This is a genomic window from Micromonospora sp. NPDC005174, assembly GCF_040608495.1.
Lineage (GTDB): Bacteria > Actinomycetota > Actinomycetes > Mycobacteriales > Micromonosporaceae > Micromonospora.
Genome location: NZ_JBEXIJ010000016.1, coordinates 149,718 through 173,293, shown reverse-complemented (window position 1 = coordinate 173,293; position 23,576 = coordinate 149,718). Strand labels below are relative to the sequence as shown.

Here is a 23,576-nt window from a genome sequence, read left to right as displayed (position 1 = left end):
CAGTGCCACGGTCGCCAGCAGGGTCAGCGCCGCCGCGACCGTGCCGACGACCCGCGCCGCCCGGTCCCGGGGTGTCGCCGCCACCCCCCCCGTCGATCTTGCGGTTTCTGTCGCGGCATAAGCCGCGAAGGTGACGTAGCGGCAACCGAAAGTGCAAGATCGGCGGGGTGGGGGATGGGGGGCCGTTTCGCGTTGTCCGATGGGCGTGAGAGTTGCAACGTCGGAGTTGTGGGTGAGCCGGGAATCCGGGGTCGCGTGCGAGACTAGGTAACCATGAGCGACCCACGGATCACCTCGTCGATCTTCACCCGCGGCGCGGTCGACCTCAGCACGCTGCGTGGCCCCGCACCAGCCAGTACCCGCCCCGGCACACCCCCGCAGGGCGGCCCGTCCGCCGGCGCGCCGGGCGCGCCGACCGCCGGCAACGCCGCCATCGTCGACGTCACCGAGGCGACCATCCAGTCCGCGGTGCTCGAGCAGTCGATGGCCCTGCCCGTCATCGTCTTCTTCGGCGCGGCCGGGTTCCCCGAGAGCGACGACTTCGCCCCGGTGCTCGAGCGGCTGGCCGCCGAGAGCGGCGGCACCTGGGTGCTGGCCCGGGTCGACGTGCAGGAGAACCCGCGGATCGCCCAGATGTTCCGCGTCCAGGGCGTCCCGATGGTCTACGCGGTCGTCGGCGGCCAGCCGATCGACGCCTTCTCCGGTGTGGTGCCCGAGGCGCAGCTCCGCCAGTGGATCCAGGCCGTACTCAAGGCCGGCGGCGTGGCCGTCGCCGAACCGGAGGACCCGCGCCTCGACGAGGCGGACGACGCGCTCATGAGCGGTGACCTGGACGCCGCCGAGCAGGCGTACCGCAAGATCCTCGCCGACGCCCCCGCGGACGCCGCGGCCACGGCGGGCCTCGCCCAGGTCGGCGTGGCACGGCGGGTGGCGGGCGCCGACCCGGCCACCGCGCTGGCCGCCGCCGAGAGCGCCCCCGACGACGTCGCGGCCCAGTTGCTGGCCGCCGACATCGAGGTGCTCAGTGGCCTGGCCGAGCAGGCGTACGCCCGGCTCGTCGGGCTGGTCCGGCGCACCGCCGGCGAGGACCGCGAGACGGTTCGCCAGCACCTGGTATCGCTCTTCTCCATCGCCGGTCCGGACGACCCGGCGGTCGCCTCGGCCCGTCGGGCCCTGGCCAGCGCCCTGTTCTGAGAGCAGCGGCACGATTGTGAGTTCGTAGTACGCCAGCGCGGGCCGGCGTGTTCGCCGGCCCGCTCGACCACCGGGGACGGGAGCTCATGATGCGCCGGATAGCCGTCCTCGACGCGCCGACAAATCTCGGCCTACGGCCACCGACGTCCACCTCCGTGCCGGGCTGCGCCAAGGCGCCCGGCGCGCTGCGCGACCACGACCTGCTGGCCCGGCTGCGGGCCCGCGACGCCGGCTGCCTCACCGCACCCCGGTACGACCCCGGTGACTGGCGGCCCGGCGACGGTGTGTGCCACGCCCGGGAGATCGCCGACTACTCGCTCGCGCTCGCCGAGCGGATCGGCTCGATCATCGACCGTGGCGAGTTCCCGGTGGTGCTGGGCGGCGACTGTTCCGTGCTGCTCGGCTCCGCGCTCGCCATGCACCGCCTCGGCGAGGCGGTCGGCGGGCGGATCGGGCTGGTCTTCGTCGACGGGCACTCCGACTTCCGGCACCCCGGCAACGCCTCCTACGTCGGGGCGGCCGCCGGGGAGGACCTGGCCCTGGTCACCGGGCGCGGGCAGGCCGACCTGGCCGCGTTGGAGGGCCGCCGGCCCTACTTCCGCGACATCGACGTGGTGGTGCTCGGCATCCGCGCACAGGACGAGTACCGCCTCGACCTCCAGGCTGCGGGGATCACCACCCGGCCGGTGCCGGCGCTGCGCGCCGAGGGCGCCGCCCGTACGGCCCAGTGGGCGCACGAACAGCTCGCCGACTGCGCGGGCTACTGGGTGCACATCGACGTCGACGTGCTCGACCCCGCGGTGATGCCGGCCGTGGACGCTCCCGACCCGGGTGGCATCGCCTTCGCCGAGCTGGAGATCCTGCTCGCCGGCCTGGTCGACACCCCACACTGCCTCGGTGTCGAGCTGACAGTCTTCGACCCCGACTACGACCCGGACGGCTCGTACGCCGCCGAGATCGTCAACACCGTGGTCGCCGGTCTGGCCCCCGTCAGCGCCCCGGAGGCGATGCCGCCACGGCTGCTGTCGCCCCGGCCCACGCCCGCCCCGCGCCGCGGCAGCAGCCGGCCCACGCTCGACCCCGAGCACGCCGACGATCCCGAGCCCACCGACGACGCCCGCCCGAGCAGGCCGGAGGGCCGGACCGTGTCTGCCGGCGAGCGGCCGGCGGGGCAGAACGGCACCGAGGTCGCGGGCGCGATACCGCTCGACACGCTCGCCCCGGCCCACCCGGTTTCGGCTGGCAGTGCCGGCTTCTCGGAGCCTGCCGGTGGTCTTGAGCCGACTGCCGGTCTCGGCCCGGCCGGTGGTCTCGGCCTAGCTGGCGGTCTCGGCCCGGCTGGTGGTCTCGGGCCAGCAGGTCATCCGGAGCCGGCTGGTGGTCTCGGGCCGGCCGGCGGTCTCGGCCCGGCAGATCGTCCGGAGCCGGCTGACGGCCTTGGGTCAGCAGGTCATCCGGAGCCGGGTCGTCGTCCCGAGGCGGCCGATGCAGAGCCGGATGTCGGCCTGAGCGCCGTCGAACCCGTCGGCCCGCCCGCCGCAGCCGGCCCAGGCCGACTACGCCGATCAACAACCACCACCGACCACCCCGAAACCGACACCGCCTAACCCCAGCCCCCGGCCCCGCCCCCCCGGGCCCCCGCTCAACTCGGTGATCAAGAAGTTCGCGTCAGATTCGAGCGGAATCTTGACGCAAACTTCTTGATCGACGAGGACGGGAGAGGGCGACGAGGACGGGGGAGGGGGTGTGGGGTCAGGAGGTCGGGAGGGCGCGGAGGAAGCGTTCCGCGATCGGGACGGCCGTATCGGTGCTGGAGCCGCCCTTCTCCACGAACACGGCGAACGCGACATCGCCCCGCCAGCCCACGATCCACGCGTGCGTGTGCGCCGGGTTGTCGTCGAACTCGGCGGTGCCGGTCTTGCCGTACACCGCGCCGCCCGGGACGTCCTTGAGCGCGGTGGCCGTACCGGTGGTGACCACCTCACGCATCATCGTGCGCAGTGCCTCGATCGACTGCGGCTTGAGTGGTCCGTCGGTTGCGGCCGGCTTCGCCGGCGCAGGGTCGACCAGCAGCTTCGGCTGGATGAAGGCGCCCCGGGCGACGGCCGCCGTGGCGCCGGCCATGGCCAGGGGGCTGACCAGGGTGGTGCCCTGGCCGAACGACGCGGCGGCCTGCTCGGCCGGGCTGCCGCCGGTCGACACCTTGCCGGTGAACGCGTCCACTCCGAGATCCCACTGCCCCTCCAGCCCCAGCGAGCGGCCGGCGGCGGCCAGACCGTCACCACCGAGCTTCGGAGCCAGCGAGGCGAAGGCCGTGTTGCAGGACTTCGCGAAGTCGGTGCGGAACGGCACGGAGCCCAGCTCGAAGTTGTTCGAGTTCTTGAAGGACCGACCGTCGACGGTGAAGGTCTTCTTGCACTCAACCGGGCCGTTCAGGGTGACCGCGCCCCGGTCCAGCAGGCCCAACGCGCTGACCATCTTGAACGTCGAGCCCGGCGGCACCTGCGCGGTGAAGGCCAGGTTCTCGCCGGCCGAGCCGGGGCCGTTCGCGGCGGCGAGCACCGCGCCGTCGCTGACGCGTACCGCGACCAGCGCGGCGCGGTGCGACTCCGCGCGCAGTGCCCCGTCGGCCGCGTTCTGGGTGGCCACGTCCAGGGTGGTCTTCAGCGCCTGGCCGGGTTGCGGCTCGCGGCGGAACAGCTCGGTGCCGGTGGGCGCCAGCTTGCCGTCCTCGGCGGGCCGCTCGACCAGGACGGTCAGCCCAGGTGCGCCGCGCAGCCGCTCGTCGTAGCGACCCTGCAAACCGCCGTGCCCGACCAGGTCGCCGGCGACGTACCTGTCGGGGTGGGCGGCGAGGTCGTCGGCCTGCGCCTGGTCGACGCTACCGAGCAGGGCGCGGGCGAACTCCCGCGTCGGCGCCAGGTCGAGCTTCTCGGAGACGAACTTGGTGCCGGGCAGGTCGTAGATGCGGGGTTTGATCTGCTTGTACGCGTCCTCGCGCAGGGTCACCACCTCGACGAAGGCACTCGGATCCGACTCGGCGACCCGCTTGGGCAGATCGGCCAGGTCGACGCCGGGCACCAGCACCGGACGGATCGCCTTCAAGGCAGCGTCGAGGTCCTTGACCAGCTTGTTGATGTCGGTGACCTCACTGGGCTGCACGCCCACCCGCACCACCGGGCGCGGCGACACGATCGGCTTGCCGGCCCCGTCCAGCACACCGGCCCGGGGGCCGGTGTCGCGGCGGAGCCCCAACCGGTCGCCCTTGACGAGCTTCTCGTGGAGCACCCGCGGCTCCCACATCACCTGCCACTGGTCGTCGTCGCCCTGGACGAGCCGTAGCTCCCGGTCGTACGTCCAATGGGTCTGGCCCGGCAGCGACCAGTCCACCCGGACGGTGGTGGTCGCGATGTTCTTGGTGATCTTCGGCTCGCCCTGCCGAGTCAGCGCGGGCGGGGTGGCTGCCAGCTCGCCGGACAGCTCCTTGATCTCCTTGCTCACCTCGGCCGCCGGCACCTTGGCGCCGGTCGTGTCGACCATTGCGACCGCCTGCAGGTCGCCGCTGCGCCAGCCGGCGAGGAAGGCGTCCGCGGTCTTGTCCGGCCCGTCGTCGCCGGAGCACGCCGCCAGGACACCGGCGGTGAGCAGGGACGCGGTGAGCGCGGCTAACCGCCGTCTGCGGTTCGGCCGATGGGGGTGGGGGTAGAACAAGGTCATGAAGCGGTCCTTCCGATCTCGCGCTGCTCTGCACGGTAGTACGCGAACGCTGTCCGCAACGTCCCGTGAAGCCCTCTACGTACGGAAAGACGGACCGAGCCGGTGTGATGAACATCGCGCGGCGGGGTAACCCGCAACCGGCCAACCTCGGACCCGCAACGGGTGAAAGGACGAAGTCCCGATCCGACGTCCGGCTAGCGGTCCGCTGACGGAGGCGGCACCCGGCAGGCCTAGGCTGGGCGGCAGAGTGACCCACAACGCGGTGGGTCGAGGGGAGTGGCACCGATGGACCGGCGTCCGGCGATCAAACCGGAACCCGACCTCCGGCAGGATGACACCGGCCGGGACGACGACAGCTTCGATTCGGCGACCGACGGGGACGGCTACGGCCGGCTCGACACGGGCGTCACAGGGCTGACCGGGTCGAGCATCGACACCATCTACGATCTGGGTCTGCCGACCGAGGCGTTGGCAGACGACGTGGAGGACGCCGAGCTCGACGAGCCCGTCCCCAACGCGGAGCGGCTGGTGGCCCAGGCCGTCGCGCTCGCCGGGGACGACCACGACGCGGCGACCCTGGTCGGCCGCTTCTGGCGGTTCGCCCCGGACGAGGAGCTGGTCGGGTTCACGGCGGAGGAGATGCTCGACGCGGCCCGGGCGCACCGGGACCTCGCGCAGCAGCGGGTGCCCGGCGAGTTGAAGCTCCGCATCCACGAGCCGCACGCCGACCAGCACCACACGGTTGTCGAGATCGTCACCGACGACATGCCGTTCCTGGTCGACTCGGTGACCGCGCTTCTCAACTCGTACCACCTGGACGTCCACCTGCTGGTGCATCCGCTGGTGGTGGTCCGGCGCGAGCCGTTGGGCCGTCTCACCGAGGTCTCGGCGGATGTGGAACCGGACGACGCGATCGCCGGCGACATCGTCGAGAGCTGGATGCGGATCGAGATCGACCCGGTCCGGGACGCGACCGAGCGGGAGCGGTTGGTCGGTGAGCTGCAACGGGTGCTGACCGACGTACGGGAGGCCGTGGAGGACTGGCCGAAGATGCGCCAGCGGGCCCTCGCGCTCGCCGACGAGCTGGCCTCGGCCCGCACCTCGGACAACCGCCCGCCGGTGCCGGAGAAGGACATCACCGACTCGGTGGAGCTGCTGCGCTGGCTCGCGCACGACCACTTCACGTTCCTCGGTTACCGCGAGTACCGCCTGGTGGACGCCCGGGACGGGACCCCCTCCGACCCGGTGGACGGCAAGGCCCTCGAAGCGGTGCTCGGCACCGGGCTGGGCATCCTGCGCTCGGACTCACCGGACGCCCGGTCGCTGTCGTCGATGACGTCCGAAGCGCACGAGAAGGTGCTGGAGAAGCGCCTTCTCATCATCACCAAGGCCAACTCACGGGCCACCGTGCACCGTTCGGCGTACCTGGACTACATCGGCTTCAAGATCTTCAACGAGTTCGGCGAGGTCATCGGTGAGCGGCGCTTCCTGGGCCTGTTCTCCACCGCCGCGTACCGGACCAGCGTCCGGGAGCTGCCGGTGGTGCGCCGCAAGGTCGCCGAGGTCCTCGACCGCTCCGGACTGAGTCGGCGCAGCCACTCCGGCAAGGACCTGCTCCAGATCCTGGAGACCTATCCGCGTGACGAGCTGTTCCAGATCAAGACCGACGACCTGTACCACGCGGTGGTCGGTGTGCTGCGGATGGCGGGCCGGCGGCAGCTGCGGGTGTTCCTGCGGCGCGACGCGTACGGGCGGTTCATCTCCTGCCTGATCTACCTTCCCCGCGACCGGTTCACGACGCAGAACCGGCTGCGCATGCAGGAGATCCTGCTGCGGGAGCTGAACGGCGTCGGGGTGGACTACACGACCCGGGTCACCGAGTCGATGCTCGCCCGGATCCACTACATCGTCCGTACCGACCCGACCCGGCCGCCCGGTGAGATCGACGCCGACCTGCTGGCCGAGGAACTGGCCGACGCCACCCGACTCTGGGACGACGACTACCGGCTGGTGCTGGAGCGCAAGCTCGGCGACGAGCAGGCCAAGCACCTGTTCGCCCGGTACGCCGACGCGTTCCCGGAGGGCTACAAGGACGGGCACACGCCGTACGAGGCGATGAAGGACCTGGCCAAGCTGGAGCTGCTGGAGGAGCCCGGCCAGCTCGAGATGCACCTGTTCCGCAAGCAGCTCGCGCCCCGGCCGGGCACCCGCGTGCCCGGCGCCGACCTGGCCGACGAGATGAACGTGCGGTTCAAGGTCTACCGGTACGGCGAGCCGATGATGCTCTCCGCCGTGCTGCCCGTGCTGCACTCGCTCGGCGTACGGGTGGTCGACGAGCACCCGTACGAGGTGGACCGGATCGACGGTCGGGTCTACCTGTACGACTTCGGCCTGATGCTGCCCGAGGGGCACCACGAGCTGGCCGAGGTACGCCCGCACGTGGAGAACGCGTTCGCGGCGGCCTGGCGCGGCGAGGCCGAGGTGGACCGGTTCAACGAGCTGGTGCTGCGCGCCGGTCTCACCTGGCGGCAGGTGGTGGTGCTGCGGGCGTACGCCAAGTACCTGCGGCAGGCCGGCACGGTCTTCTCGCAGGACTACATGGAGCAGACCTTCATCGCGTACCCGAAGCTCGCCAGCCTGTTGGTGGAGCTGTTCGAGACGCGGTTCGCGCCGGGTGAGCTGACTGCCGAGCAGCGGCAGCAGCGCAGCGGCGAACTGGTGGAGACGATCCGGGGCGCGCTGGACGACGTGGCCAGCCTCGACCAGGATCGCATCCTGCGTTCGTACCTCACGTTGATCGAGGCGACCCTGCGGACCAGCTTCTACCAGAAGCCGGTCGGCGGGCGGCCGAAGGCGTACGTGGCGTTCAAGCTGGACCCGCAGGCCATCCCGGACCTGCCGGCGCCCCGCCCCAAGTTCGAGATCTTCGTCTACTCGCCCCGGTTCGAGGGCGTGCACCTGCGGTTCGGGCCGGTGGCCCGGGGCGGGTTGCGCTGGTCCGACCGTCGGGAGGACTTCCGGACCGAGGTGCTCGGCCTGGTCAAGGCGCAGATGGTAAAGAACACGGTCATCGTGCCGGTGGGTGCCAAGGGCGGCTTCGTGCTGAAGCAGAAGCCGGGGGACCGGGACGAGGCGGTCGCCTGCTACCAGGAGTTCGTCGGCGCGATGCTGGACGTCACCGACAACATCGTCAGCGGGCAGATCGTGCCGCCCGACGACGTGGTCCGGCACGACGGCGACGACCCGTACCTGGTGGTCGCCGCGGACAAGGGCACCGCCACGTTCTCCGACATCGCCAACGAGATCTCCGTGGCGCACAACTTCTGGATGGGCGACGCGTTCGCCTCCGGTGGTTCGGCCGGGTACGACCACAAGAAGATGGGCATCACCGCCCGGGGCGCCTGGGAGTCCGTGAAGCGGCACTTCCGGGAGCTGGGCCTGGACACCCAGACCCAGGACTTCACGGTGGTGGGCGTCGGGGACATGTCCGGCGACGTGTTCGGCAACGGGATGCTGCTCTCCGAGCACATCCGGTTGGTGGCCGCGTTCGACCACCGGCACATCTTCCTCGACCCCGACCCGGACGCAGCGACCTCGTACGCGGAGCGTCGGCGGCTGTTCGACCTGCCCCGATCCTCCTGGGAGGACTACAACCCGGAGCTGATCTCGGCCGGGGGTGGCATCTTCCCGCGTACCGCGAAGTCGATCCCGCTCACGCCGCAGGTCCGGGCGGCGATCGGCCTCGACGACGACGTGACGCAGCTGTCGCCGCAGGAGTTGATGAAGGCGATCGTCACCGCTCCGGTGGACCTGTTCTGGAACGGCGGCATCGGCACGTACGTCAAGGCGTCCACCCAGACCAACGCCGAGGTGGGCGACAAGTCCAACGACGCGATCCGGGTGGACGGGCGCAACCTGCGCTGCCGGGTGGCGGGCGAGGGCGGCAACCTGGGCTGGACCCAGCTCGGCCGGATCGAGTACGCGTTGACCGGTGGCCGGATCTTCTCGGACTTCATCGACAACGCGGCAGGTGTGGACACCTCCGACCACGAGGTGAACATCAAGATCCTGCTGAACACCGCGGTGGCCGACGGCGAGTTGACCACGGCCGACCGGGACGAGCTGCTGGCCACGATGACCGACGAGGTCGCCGAGCTGGTGCTGCGGGACAACTACGACCAGGCTCGGGCGATCAACAACGCCCAGGCCCAGGCCGCGTCGCTGCTCCCGGTGCACCGTCGGATGATCAACGAGTTGGAGCGGTCCGGCGCGTTGGACAGGTCGCTGGAGGCGCTACCGCCGGACGAGGAACTGGCGGTCCGCAGCGAGTCGGGCCTCACCGCGCCGGAGTTCGCGGTACTGCTCGCGTACGTGAAGATCGTCCTTGAACGGGAGATCCTCACCGACGGGCTGGCCGACGAGGAGTGGACGTCCGAGGTCCTGGTCAACTACTTCCCGACGCCGATGCGCGAGCGGTTCGCCGACCGGATGGGCCGGCACCGACTGCGCCGCGACATCGTGACCACCGTGCTGGTCAACGAGGCGATCAACCGGGGCGGCATCTCGTTCGTCTTCCGGGTCGTCGAGGAGACCGCGGCCAGCGCCGCGGACGTGATCCGGGCGTACGTGGTGGTCCGCGAGGTGTTCGGGCTGCGTGACCTGTGGGACGCGGTGGAGGCGCTGGACAACAAGGTGTCTCCGGAGTTGCAGACCAGCGTCTACCTGGACACCCGTCGGCTGCTCGACCGTGCGGTGCGCTGGCTGGTCACCAACCGGCGTTCGCCGATCGACGTGCCGACCGAGATCGCCCGCCTGCGGGACGGGGTGGCTCGGCTGCTGCCGGGGATGGAGGAGCTGTTCTACGGCAGCGAGCGGCAGGGCATCGTGGCGCACATCGACTCGATGACCGGGCGTGGGCTGCCCCGCGACCTGGCGGAGCGGGCGACCCGGCTGATGTACAGCTTCGGCCTGTTGGACGTGGTCGAGACCGCGACCCGCAGCGGGCGGGACGTCGGCGAGGTGGCCTCGGTCTACTTCGTGCTCTCCGACCTGTTCCGGGTGGACTCGCTGCTGTCGAAGATCTCCCTGCTGCCGCGTGAGGACCGCTGGCAGACCCTCGCGCGGATGGCGCTGCGCTACGACCTGTACGCGGCGTTGGCGGCGCTCACCGCGGAGGTGCTCGACTCCACTCCGGAGGAGTTGCCGCCGCACGAGCGGGTGCAGCAGTGGGAACAGTCCAACGCGACGTCGATCCACCGGGCCCAGCGGGCGATGGGGGAGTTCGACGAGTCGCGGGCGGACCTCGCCGCGCTGTCCGTGCTGCTGCGCCAGATCCGCACCCTGGTGCGGACCTCGGCCGCCGCCTGAGTCGCTACGCCGGACACGGTCCGGCCGGTCGGGTCACCCCCCGACCGGCCGGACCTTTTCGTGTACGCCGGGTCACGCCGCCAGAGTGGCGAAGACGACCACGTTGTCGCGGTAGCTGCGCACGGTCTCGTCGAACTGGCCGCCGCACGTCACCACCCGCAGCCCGGGCCGGTCGTTCGGCCCGTACACCAACTCGGTGGGAAAGGACGTCTTCGGGTACGACTTCACCGAGTCGACCCGGAACGTCGCCGGCTGACCGTCCGCCCGCCGCACGGTGATCGTGTCACCGGGCACGAGCGAGCCGAGGTCGAAGAAGACGGCCGGGCCGAGCTTCGCCGAGTCCACGTGCCCGACGATGACCGCGTTACCGGTCTCACCGGGGCTCGCCCCCGGCTCGTACCAACCAGCCTGGTCGGCCTGCTCCAGCGGGGGGACCTGGACGGTGCCGTCCGGGTTGGTGCCGAGCGACATGATCGTCGCGTCGACGCCGATCCGGGGGATCTCGATGGTGGTCGGGGCGGATCGGGTGAGCCCTGCCGGGGCTGCCCCGTCGACGGATGGGACGTCGCTGTCGGCGACCGCCGGACCGGTGACCTGGGGACCGGCCTGGGCCAGCGGCTGCGGGGGTCGGGGAGCGGGCGAAGTCTGCAACGAGGCGCCGATCATGCCGGCGCCGATCATGGCAAGGGTGACGACGACGGCCGCGCCGGCGGCACGCCACGGTCTCCCGTGACGGCCGCCGGCCCGTGTCGTCGTCACGTCAGACGAGCGAACCATCGGTCCGCCGACGACGCATCAGCACGATCCCGCCGAGCGCGGCAGCGCCGAGCAGGCTCGCGCCACCGGTGGCCAGGCCACGGTCGGTGCCGGTGCTGGCGCCGCCGTCACCACCGTCGACACCACCGTGGGGCAGGACGACCAGTTCGCCTTCGCCGCACGAGCCCTTGAGCTCGTAGCGACCCGGCTTGGCGTCCTTGTCGACCTTGGCCTCGCCGTAGTACACGAACTCGCGCTCGTCGTCCCGGCTGTCCCCGCCACGGCCGTGGTCGGAGCCGTACTCGCGGTCCTCGGAGTCCCGGCCCTTGTCGGAGCCGTACTCGTCGTCCGAGCCGGACTCGTGGCCCTTGGACTCGTGGCCCTTGGACTCCCAGCTCTTGTCCGAGCCGTACTCGTCGTCGGAGCCGTACTCGTCGTCCGAGCCGTACTCGTGGCCCTTGTCCGAGCCGTACTCGTCGTCGGAGCCGTATTCGTGGCCCTTGGACTCGTGGCCCTTGGACTCCCAGCTCTTGTCCGAGCCGTACTCGTCGTCGGAGCCGTACTCGTCGTCGGAGCCGTACTCGTCGTCCGAGCCGTACTCGTGGCCCTTGGACTCCCAGTCCTTCTTGTCCTCGTCCTTGGACTCCCAGTCCTTCTTGTCCTCGTCCTTGGACTCCCAGTCCTTCTTGCCTTCGTCCTTGGACTCCCAGTCCTTCTTGTCGCGGCTGTCATCCGCGTCCTGGCCGTGCTCCTCGCCCTTCCAGTCCTTGCTGTCCTCGTCCTCGTAGGCGTCGGCGGCAGCGCCGCCGCCCTGGCCACCGGGCTGGGCGTCGGCGGGCGGCTGCGACTTGTCGTCGCCGTTGTCGCCCTTGTCGCCGTCCTTGCCCTTGTCGCCGTCCTTGCCCTCGTGGTCCTTGCCCTTGTCGTCCTTGCCCTTGTCGTCGTCCTTGCCGTGCTCGTCCTTGCCCTTGTCGTCGTCCTTGCCGTGCTCGTCCTTGCCCTTGTCGTCGTGGTCGTAGGAGTCCTCCTCCTCGCTCCACTCGCCGCGGTCCTCACCCCGGTCGTCCCGCGCCGGCTTGAGCTTGACCTTGCCGGTGACCTTGGACCACACGTACGCGTGCTCCTGCCGATCCGGGCAGATCTCGAGGAGCTTGACCTCGTCGCCAGCCTTCACGACGTGCGGCTTGGCGTAGACCTTGCCGTCCTCGTCGTGGTGCCCGTCAGCGAACGCGATCCCCGGCGCAAACACCAGGAGCGACGCGCCACCGAGGGCGGCGCCCGCAACGACCTTCCCGAGCATCTTCTTAGCCATGACCTGCGTCAACTCCATCCCTGTTGTCCTGAGCTCGGCGACAACCGAGCTAAGACCGACGTTAGACGTTTTCATGACCTATGAAGGGAAAGATTCGCGTTTCGACCTTTGCTGATAGTAAGCGTCAAAGGAGTGATACGTGGCTTTCACCGCTCGCACTGCCACCCCGGGTGCTCCTCGCCCGCCCGGGCCGACCGGCCTGTTGCTGACACGCAGCGCGCTACCGCCCACGCACGTCCGTAGCCGGCGATCTGTGCCGCTCGCGTCACTCGGGGGTATCGTCCGAGTTGAGGGCGGGTCGCGCATCGAGGCATTGCCATGGAAGCGCTCCCATGCAAGAATCGGCGCACGCGGTTCGGGGAGCCACACCGCGCAGGCAGGGCGTCGAGGGCATCCGGTTAGCCGGACGACAACCGGCCGCCAAGCGGTCGGCCACACGCCGGCCAATCACCACCACCACCACCACCACCACCGCCCGTCCGGGTCGGGCACCCCCCAATGAATCCCGTGGCGCCGGAGGCCGTCCGTGCAGGACGCCCGCCGGGCCGTCTCGCCGGGCCGTACGCGAGCCCGGTCTCGCCCAAGGAGATCAGTGGCATGAATGTGTGGAGAAGGCTGTCCGGCCCACGCCGGACCCTAGCGCTCGCCGGCGCGGGCGTTCTGGTCGCCGGCGGGCTGGTGACAATCCCGGTTACCGCGGCGCAGGCCGCGACGCAGTGCGACATCGCGTACGCGACCAACGACTGGCAGGGCGGCTTCACTGCCAACATCACCATCAAGAACCTCGGCGACCCGGTCAACGGCTGGACGCTCGGCTGGACCTTCCCCAACTCCAGCCAGCGCGTGCAGCAGGGCTGGTCGGCCACCTTCACCCAGTCCGGCAGCCAGGTCACCGCGCGCAGCATGTCGTACAACGGCACCCTCGCGACGGGCGCTTCGACGACTCTCGGGTTCAACGGCGCGTGGAGCGGCAGCAACCCGAAGCCGACCTCGTTCACCCTGAACGGTGTGGTCTGCAACGGTGGCACCGGCAACCCGACCACCCCGCCGCCCACCACGCCCCCGCCGACGACGCCTCCGCCCACCACGCCTCCGCCCACGACGCCTCCGCCCACCACGGGGCCGCCGCCGACCACCCCGCCCCCCGGGACCAAGGTCGACAACCCGTACGCCGGTGTGCCCGGATACGTGAACCCGGAGTGGAAGGCCAAGGCGGACGCCGAGCCCGGCGGTAGCCGCGTCTCGAACAATCCCACCGCCGTCTGGCTGGACCGGATCGCCGCGATCAACGGCACGCCGAACAGCAGCTCCAACGGTGCCTTCGGAGTGAAGGACCACCTGGACGAGGCGCTGCGTCAGGGTGCCGGTTACATCCAGTTCGTGATCTACAACCTGCCCGGCCGCGACTGCTCCGCGCTCGCCTCGAACGGCGAGCTGGGCCCGGACGAGCTGCCCCGCTACAAGTCCGAGTACATCGACCCGATCGCCGCGATCCAGAGCGACTCGAAGTACCGGAACATCAGGATCATCAACGTCATCGAGATCGACTCGCTGCCGAACCTCGTGACCAACACGTCCGGCCAGGCCGGCGGCACGGTCATGTGTGACACGGTCAAGGCCAACGGCGCGTACGTCAACGGCGTCGGTTACGCCCTCGCCAAGCTGGGCGCGATCGGCAACGTCTACAACTACATCGACGCCGGGCACCACGGCTGGCTCGGTTGGGACAGCAACTTCGGCCCGACCGCCGACATCCTGAAGACCGCCGCCGTCGCCTCCGGCAGCACGGTCAACAACGTGCACGGCTTCATCACCAACACCGCGAACTACTCGGCGCTCGTCGAGCCGAACTTCAAGATCACCGACAACGTCAACGGCCAGACGGTGCGGCAGTCCAAGTGGGTCGACTGGAACTACTACGTCGACGAGCTGTCCTTCGCCCAGGCGTTCCGGACCAAGCTGATCTCGGTTGGCTTCAACTCCAACATCGGCATGCTGATCGACACGTCCCGCAACGGCTGGGGCGGCGCCAACCGGCCCACCGGCCCGGGCGCGACGACCAGCGTCGACACGTACGTCAACGGTGGCCGGATCGACCGCCGGGCGCACGCCGGCAACTGGTGCAACCAGGCTGGCGCTGGTCTCGGCGAGCGGCCTCGGGCGAACCCGGCCACGGGTATCGACGCCTACGTCTGGGTGAAGCCCCCGGGTGAGTCGGACGGCTCCAGCGCGGAGATCCCGAACAACGAGGGCAAGGGCTTCGACCGGATGTGCGACCCGACGTACGGCGGCAACGCCCGTAACGGCAACAACCCGACCGGGGCGCTGGCGAACGCGCCGATCTCCGGTGCGTGGTTCTCGGCCCAGTTCCGGGAGCTGATGCAGAACGCCTACCCGGCGCTCTGACCGGACAGCTCACGCGCCAACCCGCCGCCGGCAGTAGGTGAGGCACTGCCGGCGGCAGGTTTCCCCGGGGTCCCCGGTCCGACCATCACGGTCGGGCCGGGGACCCCCCTTTGGTGCTTGTCCAGCGTCAGGGCACAGTGCGCTCGATCGCCGAACGACCCTGCTCGGCCAGGTCGCGACGGGCCTTCTCCAGGTTCTCCGGCGTGAGGTCCTGCCCGCGGGCCATCACCAGGTCCTCCGGCTCCCAGGGCTGCTCGGCGCCGGTACGGATGTTGTCGCCGCCCGCGCCGGTGCCCGTTCCGGTGGCGCCGGTGCCGGCGGCGTACGGGTCGCCGATCAGGTCGTCGGTGTCCGGGGCGAGGTCCTTCGGCCGGTCGTGGGGTTCGGTGAAGGTCGGCGTGTCACTGTCGGGGCCGCCCCCGGTCCGCAACTCCAGGACGGTGCTGTCGTCGTCCACGGCAGCGGCCGTCTGCGGGCTCTCCTCCAACGGCGGTCGGCGGTCGCGATCGGTCATGGTGCTGCCTCCTGTGTCCGACAGGTTGCCTGATCCCCCCTCGCGTACCCGGTGCAGGAGCGCCCATGCGCGACGCCGGCGCCGTCCGTGTGGACGACGCCGGCGGCGGACCGGGTTGTTTCAGTGGTCGGACTGCTGCTCGTTCGCGGACGGCGCCTCGGCTGGTCGCAGCCACTGCCAGAGCAGCATGAGCAGCCCGAAGGCGAGCATCACGAGCCCGGCCCACAGGTTGATGCGGACGCCCTCGGCCTTGTCGATCTCGGCCCGGCTGTCGAAGACGCCGATCAGCGTCACGATGACCCCGTACGCCACGAAGAGGCCACCGATCACCCGACGGATGTCGAACAGGCGGGCGGCGGCGGAGCGGCGTTCCTCCGCCTGCGTCTCGTCGATCAGCGGGTCCTGCGCCGGCTGGCCGTCGTTGCTCATCTGCCGACTCCTTTCCTAGAAGACCGGGATGTAGAAGAGAGCGGCGAGCGCGACGGCGATCACGCCCAGCAGCACGGGGGAGCGGTACCAGACGGCGTCTCCGGCGAGCACGTCGCCCTTCAGGTCGACGCCGCCCATTCCGTAGACCAGCCCGCGCAGCTCCTCGTCGCGCTTGGCGGCCGTGAGCGGAGTGAGGATCGCGGCGACCACCGCCACGGTGACGAACGCGATGCCGGCGCCCCAGAAGCTCTCCTCCAGGTCGGAGTTGAAGTCGATCACGCCGCCCTTGTAGAGCAGGTAGGTTGCCAGCGACGCCAAGGTGCCGAGCAACAGTGACCAGAAGCCGGCCAGCGCGCTCATCCGCTTCCAGAACATGCCGATGATGAACGTGGCGAACAGCGGCGCGTTGAACAGCGAGAAGAGCGCCTGGATGTAGTTCATGATGTTGCTGAACCCGGACGCGATGAACGCCGTCCCGATGCCGATCACCACGGCGGCGACCGTCGCCCACCGACCGATGCGCAGGTAGTACTCGTCGGATCGATCCCGGCGGACGTACGACTGCCAGATGTCGTAGGTGAAGACGGTGTTGAAGCCACTCACGTTGGCCGCCATGCCGGCCATGAAGGACGCGAGCAGGCCGGTGACCGCTACCCCGAGGACGCCGTTGGGCAGCAGGTCCCGCATGAGCAGCGGAATCGCGTTGTTGTACTGCAGGTCGCCCTTGTCCGCGCCGAGCCCCTTCACCGTCACGAGTGCGACGAGGCCGGGGATGATCGTGACCAGGGGGATGAACAGCTTCGGGTACGCGGCGATGATCGGCGTACGCCGGGCGGCGCTCATGTTCTTCGCCGACAGCGCCCGCTGCACCTCGGCGAAGTTCGTCGTCCAGTAACCGAACGAGAGCACGAAGCCGAGACCGAAGACGATGCCGATCCACTGCGCGCCGAGCGGGTTGTCGGTGCTGCCGGTGTCCTGCCAGGCGTGCAGACCCGCCTCGCCGAGCTTCGAGTCCCGGACCGCGTCCATCAGCCCGCCGACCCCGCCGACCTTGACCAGACCGATCACGGTGACCGGAATGAGGCCGGCCAGGATGACGAAGAACTGGAGCACCTCGTTGTAGATCGCGCCGGACAGGCCACCGATGGTGATGTACGCCAGCACGATCGCCGCCCCGACCACGATCGCCGTCCAGAGCGGCCAGCCGAGCAGCGCCTGCATGACCAGGGCCAGCGCGTAGAGGTTCACGCCGGCGATCAGCACCTGGGCGACGGCGAAGCTGAGCGCGTTCAGCAGGTGCGTCGGTCGGTTGAAGCGCAGCCGCAGGTACTCGGGCACGCTGCGGACCTTCGACCCGTAGTAGAAGGGCATCATCACGATGCCCAGGAAGACCATCGCCGGCACCGCGCCGATCCAGTAGTAGTGGACCGTCATGACGCCGTACTGGGCGCCGTTGGCCGCCATGCCGATGATCTCCAGCGCCCCCAGGTTCGCGGAGACGAACGCGAGGCCGGTCACCCAGGCGGGCAGGGAGCGGCCGGAGAGGAAGAAGTCGACGCTGGTCCGGATCGCCCTACGGGCGGCGAAGCCGACCCCGAGGACGGTGACGAAGTACAGCGCGAGAATCAGGTAGTCCAGCCCGTTCATGTTGAGCCGGAGGCCGCCACCGTCCATCTCGTCACCCCTCGTCCGACGTTGGCACCAGATTTGATGCGCGCGCCCTATTACCCCGTAGACAGACTTTCACGCCTGCCTGTCTGTTCCGTGTGGTTCCGGCCCGTCCGCGCGGTCTTTCGTGGCGTACCCCATTGGCGCCGCCGCCGCCGCCGCGGCGGCGGCAGCGGCGGTGCGAGGCCTCGGTGCGGGCCCTTTGCTCTGCTTCAGCCGAGGAAACAGCGCGCGTCCGTTATCCGGACACCGGGTGTTGCCTGTGGTGAAGCAGAGCAAAGGGGCTGCTCGGCATCCGGCGCGCTCGCCCAGCTCTCGGCGCGCTCGCCTGGCACCCGGCCGGCACCCACCCCGCTCGACCAGCGCCCAGCTTGTCGGCGCGGACGCGAAACGGGGCGCCCGGCCGTTGTCGGCCGGACGCCCCGTGGGTTTGGTCGGTCAACGACCCAGGACGCGGTCCAGGAAGTCCCGGTAGTTGCGGACTGCCATCCGCAGCTGCTCGGTGTCCGCCGAGCCGGTGTCCTGCCATCCACCCAGCGTGTTCTTCTGCGCGGCCAGCGCCGAGGCGAGAGCCTGGATGGCTTCCTCGACCAGCGCCTGCGCCTCGCCGGCGGCGGCCTGCGGATCGTCGACGAAACGTAGCTGCACGTCCCGCCAGCGGTCCCGGAAGCCCTGCGCGGTGTCCCCGTCGAGGAGTGTGGCCGCGTCGGTGGCGACGGTCGAACCAGCGGGCCGCGACGTGCCGGCCGACTCCAGCGAGGCGCCGGTGCCCTCGGTGGCGACCGGTTCGGCGTCCGCGTCCGGGTCGACCATCTCCGGCGAGGCGCTGCCGTACCCGGCCGCGCCCGCGGTCGCCGCGTCCGGATCGCCGGCCCAGTCGGTCAGGTCACTGCGGCGCTCCGGCGCGCCGTCCGTGCTTCCCGGGACGACGACGGTACGTCGGTCCTCGACGTCGAGGTCGGTCTCGGGCGTGGTGTCACCGTCGACCTCCGCGAAGTCGTCCCGGCGGTGCAGTTCGGCGGTGGGGTCGGCACGCAACCCCTCCCGCTCGCCGTCCTCGGCGCCGTCGCCGGGCGCGGCGGTCCGCTCGGCCCGCGGGTCGGGCTGGTCCTGCGGACGCGGGCTGGCCAGGGCGGACGCGGCCACCGCGTCGGCGACAGTTGTCGCACCGAATGCGGTCGGCAGCGGGCCCGGCTCGTGGAAGCCACCCTCGTCGTCAACCCTCGGATCGTCGAAGGTGCCGCGGTCGTCCAGGGTGTCCTCGGGTACGTCGGAGCGGGCGGCCCGGTCGTCGGACGGCGGGACCGGAACCGGCGCGGACCGGACGGCCTCTGGATGGTCGTTACTCACCTGCTGCTCTTCGTGGCGCATCGGTGGCCTCCTCAGCGGCTCGTGGCGTCGTGCGGAGTGTCCGGGTGGGAACGCTGTTCGGGCGTGCGCTGACCGACGGGCTCCTCGCCGAGCAGGTCGGCGAAGAGCGCCCGGTAGTGCACGACCGCCTGGCGCAGCTCCTCGGTGCTCGCCTCGCCCCGGGAGTTCCGCAGGTGGATCTCGTGCGCGTCCCGGTAGTTGGTCAGCGTGCGGGCGTGCTCCACGGAGAGGTGGGCGATCTGGTCGGAGAAGTCCCCCGTCGGGTAGCCCCGCTCCTCGATGAGCCGGGTGACCAGTTCGTCCGCGTCGCCCACGGTCTCGCCCGGCGAGTCGATGAAGCGGATCTGGAGCTCTTCCCAAGCGGCGGCGTAACGGGCCCGGGATTCCGGGCTGAGCGGGGTGAGCGTGAGCTCGGCGTGCCGGCGTTCCCGGTCGCGTAGCTCGCGCTCCGCGGCGGACCGGCTCTCCTGCTCCTGGACCACCCGGTCGTACTCCGGCCCGAACCGGCTGCGCAGCGCACGGCGGCGACCGATCGTCCGGACGGCAACGGCGATCGCCGCGATGATCACCAGCACGACGAGCACGATGACGATTATCTGCGTGGGCGACATAAGCTCCTCCTTCGTCATCTGGTATTCCCTCCGCGTACTGATCGCCAATCCCGATCCGAGGGACTTTCCTCGCCGATCGCGGTCCCGGGTCGCCGTAGCTGACAGAAACCTGACTCATTCCAGATAGACGGTGTTGGTGGGCTGTGCGCCGGCGTACGACATCGCCGGCAACGTCCGATCCCTTCCCGCCCAGCACCAGCGCCCCGGGAAGTGCGGCGGCGCGGCGTTCGACGGAACGGCGGGAGCGCGCTCCGCAGCACCGACGTCGCCGCCACGGCGGTAGTGCAACCGGGCGTGATTACGTATCCTGCCCAAGGCGCGCGCGCCGGTGCCCGGCCCGACGGCCGGGTACGCGATCGGCGAGCGCGCTGCCCGGCGGTGCCGGCGCCCCTCCTGCCACCCCTTTCCGGGCGAGGTCCGATGAGAACCCGCGACTGGCCGATCCGCTCGAAGCTGACCGCGTTGGTCGTCGCGCCCGTGACGGCGCTCCTCGCGCTGTGGATCTTCGCGACGACGTTGACCTTCGGTCCCGCTCTGAACCTGCTCTCCGCGCGCACGCTGCTGTACGACCTGGGTCGCCCCGGCGAGGCGGTGGTGACCGAGCTGCAACGCGAGCGTCGACTGTCGGTGGTGCAACTCGCGGGGGACACCGAACTGCCCGCGTTGGCCGAGCAGCGGCAGCGTACGGACCGGGCGGTCGCCGAGCTGCGTCGCCGCGTCGAGGGGGAGGCGTTGCGCGACGCCGCCGACGACCTGCTTCAGGACCGCGTCGACCGGCTGGTCACCGCTCTGGCGGCGCTGCCGACGGGGCGGGACTTCATCGACGACGGGATGATGGACCGGGCGGGCGCCATCGGCCTCTACAGCGGCATGGTCTCGGCGGCCTTCCAGGCATTCTCCGCGATGGCGAATCTGAGCGATCCCGCCATCAACCGACAGGCGCTGGCCCTCACCACGCTGGGCCGCTCCCGGGAGCTGCTCGGCCAGACCGACGCCATGCTGGCCGGGGTGCTGACCGCCGGGAAGTTCGCCAACTCCGAGCACGCGCTGCTCGTACAGACCATCGGCAACCAGCGGTGGCTCACCGAGAGCGCGGTGGCCGACCTGCCCGAGGCCGCCCGCACCGCGTTCCAGCGGCTCAGCGAGAGCCGCGACTTCACCAGCCTGCGGGCCATGCAGGACGCGCTGATCGGGGCCAACAGGTCCGGCCGGCCACCGGTCGACGCCGCGTCGTGGCAGGCCAGCCACGACGCCGTACAGCAGCAGTTGCGCGACTTCGAGCTGGCCGAGGCCGACAACCTCACCGACCGCTCGGTGCCGATGGCCGTCGGGATCCTGGTCCGGCTCGCCGCCGCCGGGATTCTCGGTCTCGTCGCCGTGGTGGTGTCGGTGCTGGTCGCGCTGCGGGTCGGCCGCACCCTGGTCCGGCGGCTCAGCGGCGTCCGTACCGCCGCCCTGGAACTGGCCGAGCACCGACTGCCCGACGTGGTGACCCGGCTGCGTCGCGGCGAGCAGGTCGACGTCGCCCGCGAGGCGCCACCCCTGGAGTACGGTCACGACGAGATCGGCGAGGTCGGGCGGGCCTTCACCGAGGTGCAGCGCACCGCCGTCCAGGCCGCCGTGGACGAGGTCACCCTGCGCCGAGGGCTCAACGAGGTGTTCCTCAACATCGCCCGCCGCAGTCAGGGCCTGGTGCATCGGCAGTTGCACCTGCTGGACCGGATGGAGCGACGCGCCGAGGACCCGGACGAGTTGGCCGAACTGTTCCAGGTGGACCACCTGGCCACCCGGCTCCGCCGGCACGCCGAGGACCTGGTCATCCTGGCCGGCTCCGCGCCGGGCCGGGGGTGGCGCAACCCGGTCGCGATGGTCGACCTGGTCCGCGGCGCGATCAGCGAGGTCGAGGCGTACGACCGGGTGGACTTCACCGCCGTGCAGTCGGCCGGCGTGCTGGGCCGAGCGGTCGGCGACATCATCCACCTGCTCGCCGAACTGGTCGAGAACGCCACCGCCTTCTCCCCGCCGGACACCCGGGTGACCATCAGCGGTGAGCAGACCCCCGAGGGGTACGTCCTGTCGGTCACCGATCAGGGGCTGGGCATGTCCGCCGCCGCGCTGGAGAACGCCAACACGCGGCTGACGAGCTCACCGGAGTTCGACCCGGCGCAGAGTGCCCGCCTCGGCCTGTTCGTGGTGGCCCGCTTGGCGGCGCGGCACTCCGTACGCGTACGACTGCGGTCCCCCGAGGACGGCGGCGTCACCGCGGTGGTGCTGATTCCCACGGACCTGGTCACCGCCGAGCCGCCGGCCGGCCCCGATCCGGCCTCGCTGCCGGCCGCGCCGGGTGATCGCCGGCTGATCCGACCCGTACGCCGAGGCACAGCTCCCCGGCCGCGCGCCGGCCGTACCGACTCGTCCTCGGTCGTCACCAGCGACCCGCCCACCGTGACCCTGCCCACCGGCTCGACGTCCGATGGTTCGGACGGGAACAGCGAGCCGTCCTCGGACGCGACGGCGGACGATCTCGATGGGCTGCCCCGCCGGGTACGCCGGCGCACGCCCAACGCCCTGACCCGGTCCACCGCCGCCGACATGCCGTCGCCCCGGTCGCCGGAGGAGGTACGCCGGGTGATGGCGGCCCTGCAGGCGGGTACCGCCCGAGGTCGGGCTACCGTCGTCGCCCCGGGTACGACGGCGCGGCGCGGTACGCCCGCGCCTCCGCCCTCCGCAGCGCCGGTGATCCCGGCCGCTGCGCCCACGGTGGCCCCCGATGCGGTGCCCGCCGCCGACGCGCCCCCGACGGCCTCCGAACCGACCGCGACTGAGAGGGACGCCTAGTGCGGGAAACGACGAAGCAGAGCCCCGGCCTCGACTGGTTGCTCGACGAGCTGGTGCAACGGGTACCGGCCGCCCGGGAGGCGGTGGTGCTCTCCGCCGACGGACTGCTGCTCGGCTCGTCGGCCGAGTTGGAGCGCTCCGACGCCGAGCACCTCTGCGCGCTCGCCGCCGGCTTCTCCAGCCTGGCGCGGGGCGCGAGTCACCACGTGGACGGCGGTCCCGTCCGGCAGACCGTGGTGGAGATGGAGTCGGCGTACCTCTTCGTCACCACCGCCGGGCAGGGCACCTGCCTGGCCGTGGTGAGCGACGCGGACGCGGACATCGGCCTGGTCGCGTACGAGATGGCGATGCTTGTCATCCGGGTGGGGGAGAACCTGACCGCGTCGGCCCGACAGTCCGCGGATGCCGGTGATGCGGACTGAGCCGCCCGGCCCCCAGCACGAGTGGCTGGACGGCGACGCGGGCCCGGTGGTCCGCCCGTACACGCTCACCGGCGGTCGGGTGCGTTCCGCCGCCGGGTTCGACCTGGTCGCGTTCGTGCTGGCCGGCGCGGGCCACGACGCTGCGGCCCACCCGCAGTTGCCGCCGGAGCACCGGCGGCTGGTCGCGTTGGCCGGTCACCCCGTGTCGGTGGCCGAGCTGGCGGCCGAGCTGGACCTCGCGGTCGGCGTGATCCGGGTGCTGCTCGGCGACCTCCTGGCGCAGGGACTGGTCGCGGTGCACGAACCGCCGACCGGTGGCGACATTCCGAACGACGACATCCTCAAGGCGGTGGTCAGTGGACTCCGTGCGCTATGACCATGCGGGCTCAGCTGTCACCGTCCCGCTGGCACTGAAGATCCTCATCGCCGGGGGCTTCGGTGCCGGCAAGACGACACTGGTGAGTGCGTTGAGCGAGGTCCGGCCGTTGCAGACCGAGGAGGTGCTGACCGACGCCGGAATCGGCACCGACGACCTCTCGGGGGTGGAGGGCAAGACGACCACCACCGTGGCGATGGACTTCGGCCGGATCACCATCAACGACGACCTGCAGGTGTACCTGTTCGGCACGCCCGGCCAGGACCGGTTCTGGTTCCTCTGGGACGAGCTGGCCTTCGGTGCGCTCGGCGCGGTGGTGCTCGCCGACACCCGACGGCTGGCCGACTGCTTCCCCTCCATCGACTACTTCGAGCAGCGTGGCATCCCGTTCGTGGTGGGGGTGAACTGTTTCGAGGACACCCGTCGCTTCGATCTGGAGACCGTACGCCGAGCGCTCGACCTGGACCCGGACGTGCCGATGGTGCTCTGCGACGCCCGGGACCGGCAGTCCGGCAAGCTGGTATTGATCTCGCTGGTCGAGCACGTGGCCCGGCAGCGCGGCGAGCCGGTGCCGGCGACCTGAGCCGTCGTCGGG

16 protein-coding genes and 1 pseudogene are annotated in these 23,576 nt (G+C 70.9%); 8 read left to right on the top strand and 9 right to left on the bottom strand.

Annotation, left to right across the window (positions count from 1 at the left end):
* The first annotated feature begins 273 nt into the window (after window positions 1-273).
* Together ABZU91_RS19330 and ABZU91_RS19325 are read left to right on the top strand one after the other, a co-directional pair.
* Entirely contained in the window at window positions 274-1,194 is a 921-nt protein-coding gene (locus ABZU91_RS19330) for a tetratricopeptide repeat protein (protein WP_355241932.1), read from the top strand.
* Window positions 1,195-1,280: 86 nt separating this feature from the next.
* Window positions 1,281-2,249: pseudogene (locus tag ABZU91_RS19325) on the top strand (arginase family protein); the annotation flags it as partial.
* A 697-nt stretch (window positions 2,250-2,946) separates the two neighbouring features.
* Here ABZU91_RS19325 and ABZU91_RS19320 read toward each other — a convergent pair.
* Window positions 2,947-4,911: a penicillin-binding transpeptidase domain-containing protein gene (locus tag ABZU91_RS19320; protein WP_355241929.1), complete on the bottom strand. Its 1,965-nt coding sequence runs from the start codon at window positions 4,909-4,911 to the stop codon at window positions 2,947-2,949.
* A 285-nt stretch (window positions 4,912-5,196) separates the two neighbouring features.
* On the opposite strand from ABZU91_RS19320, the gene ABZU91_RS19315 reads away from it, so the two are divergent.
* Window positions 5,197-10,278: an NAD-glutamate dehydrogenase gene (locus ABZU91_RS19315; RefSeq protein WP_355241926.1), complete on the top strand. Its 5,082-nt coding sequence runs from the start codon at window positions 5,197-5,199 to the stop codon at window positions 10,276-10,278.
* 72 nt (window positions 10,279-10,350) lie between these two features.
* On the opposite strand, the gene ABZU91_RS19310 is transcribed toward ABZU91_RS19315, so the two are convergent.
* The gene (locus ABZU91_RS19310) at window positions 10,351-11,037 is read right to left on the bottom strand and encodes a class F sortase (RefSeq protein ID WP_355241923.1); all 687 of its coding nucleotides are present in this window, start codon (window positions 11,035-11,037) and stop codon (window positions 10,351-10,353) included.
* A 1-nt stretch (window position 11,038) separates the two neighbouring features.
* Window positions 11,039-12,364 carry a hypothetical protein gene (locus ABZU91_RS19305; RefSeq protein WP_355241920.1) on the bottom strand — a complete coding sequence of 442 codons (1,326 nt, stop codon included), beginning with the start codon at window positions 12,362-12,364 and terminating at the stop codon, window positions 11,039-11,041.
* 579 nt (window positions 12,365-12,943) lie between these two features.
* Here ABZU91_RS19305 and ABZU91_RS19300 point away from each other — a divergent pair.
* The gene (locus ABZU91_RS19300) at window positions 12,944-14,752 is read left to right on the top strand and encodes a glycoside hydrolase family 6 protein (protein WP_355241917.1); all 1,809 of its coding nucleotides are present in this window, start codon (window positions 12,944-12,946) and stop codon (window positions 14,750-14,752) included.
* A gap of 127 nt (window positions 14,753-14,879) precedes the next feature.
* Here the strand turns inward: ABZU91_RS19300 and ABZU91_RS19295 are convergent, their stop codons facing one another.
* The 6 genes from ABZU91_RS19295 to ABZU91_RS19270 all read right to left on the bottom strand — a co-directional run bounded on the left by ABZU91_RS19295 (window position 14,880) and on the right by ABZU91_RS19270 (window position 19,633).
* Window positions 14,880-15,266 (bottom strand): hypothetical protein, encoded by a 387-nt coding sequence (locus ABZU91_RS19295; RefSeq protein ID WP_355241914.1) that lies wholly within the window; start codon window positions 15,264-15,266, stop codon window positions 14,880-14,882.
* Between the two features lie 120 nt (window positions 15,267-15,386).
* Entirely contained in the window at window positions 15,387-15,695 is a 309-nt protein-coding gene (locus ABZU91_RS19290) for a hypothetical protein (protein ID WP_355241911.1), read from the bottom strand.
* 15 nt (window positions 15,696-15,710) lie between these two features.
* Window positions 15,711-17,369, bottom strand: a complete 1,659-nt coding sequence (locus ABZU91_RS19285; protein WP_355241908.1) for a sodium:solute symporter family protein — start codon at window positions 17,367-17,369, stop codon at window positions 15,711-15,713.
* Window positions 17,370-17,801: 432 nt separating this feature from the next.
* Complete coding sequence (locus ABZU91_RS19280) at window positions 17,802-18,734, bottom strand: hypothetical protein (RefSeq protein ID WP_355241905.1); 933 nt, start codon at window positions 18,732-18,734, stop codon at window positions 17,802-17,804.
* An 11-nt stretch (window positions 18,735-18,745) separates the two neighbouring features.
* Window positions 18,746-19,345: a hypothetical protein gene (locus ABZU91_RS19275; protein WP_355241979.1), complete on the bottom strand. Its 600-nt coding sequence runs from the start codon at window positions 19,343-19,345 to the stop codon at window positions 18,746-18,748.
* A gap of 114 nt (window positions 19,346-19,459) precedes the next feature.
* Entirely contained in the window at window positions 19,460-19,633 is a 174-nt protein-coding gene (locus tag ABZU91_RS19270) for a hypothetical protein (protein WP_355241902.1), read from the bottom strand.
* 132 nt (window positions 19,634-19,765) lie between these two features.
* On the opposite strand from ABZU91_RS19270, the gene ABZU91_RS19265 reads away from it, so the two are divergent.
* Genes ABZU91_RS19265 through ABZU91_RS19250 form a run of 4 tightly spaced genes read left to right on the top strand, consistent with a single transcriptional unit; the run spans window position 19,766 to window position 23,564 of the window.
* Window positions 19,766-22,183: a nitrate- and nitrite sensing domain-containing protein gene (locus ABZU91_RS19265; RefSeq protein ID WP_355241899.1), complete on the top strand. Its 2,418-nt coding sequence runs from the start codon at window positions 19,766-19,768 to the stop codon at window positions 22,181-22,183.
* The gene (locus tag ABZU91_RS19260; RefSeq protein ID WP_355241896.1) at window positions 22,183-22,605 is read left to right on the top strand and encodes a roadblock/LC7 domain-containing protein; all 423 of its coding nucleotides are present in this window, start codon (window positions 22,183-22,185) and stop codon (window positions 22,603-22,605) included. Before ABZU91_RS19265 ends, ABZU91_RS19260 begins: the two co-directional genes overlap by 1 nt.
* Complete coding sequence (locus tag ABZU91_RS19255; RefSeq protein ID WP_355241893.1) at window positions 22,595-22,981, top strand: DUF742 domain-containing protein; 387 nt, start codon at window positions 22,595-22,597, stop codon at window positions 22,979-22,981. The genes ABZU91_RS19260 and ABZU91_RS19255 overlap by 11 nt, the downstream gene beginning before the upstream one ends.
* On the top strand, window positions 22,962-23,564 hold the full coding sequence (locus ABZU91_RS19250) for an ATP/GTP-binding protein (RefSeq protein ID WP_355241890.1): 603 nt from the start codon (window positions 22,962-22,964) through the stop codon (window positions 23,562-23,564). The genes ABZU91_RS19255 and ABZU91_RS19250 overlap by 20 nt, the downstream gene beginning before the upstream one ends.
* Window positions 23,565-23,576: the final 12 nt, after the last annotated feature.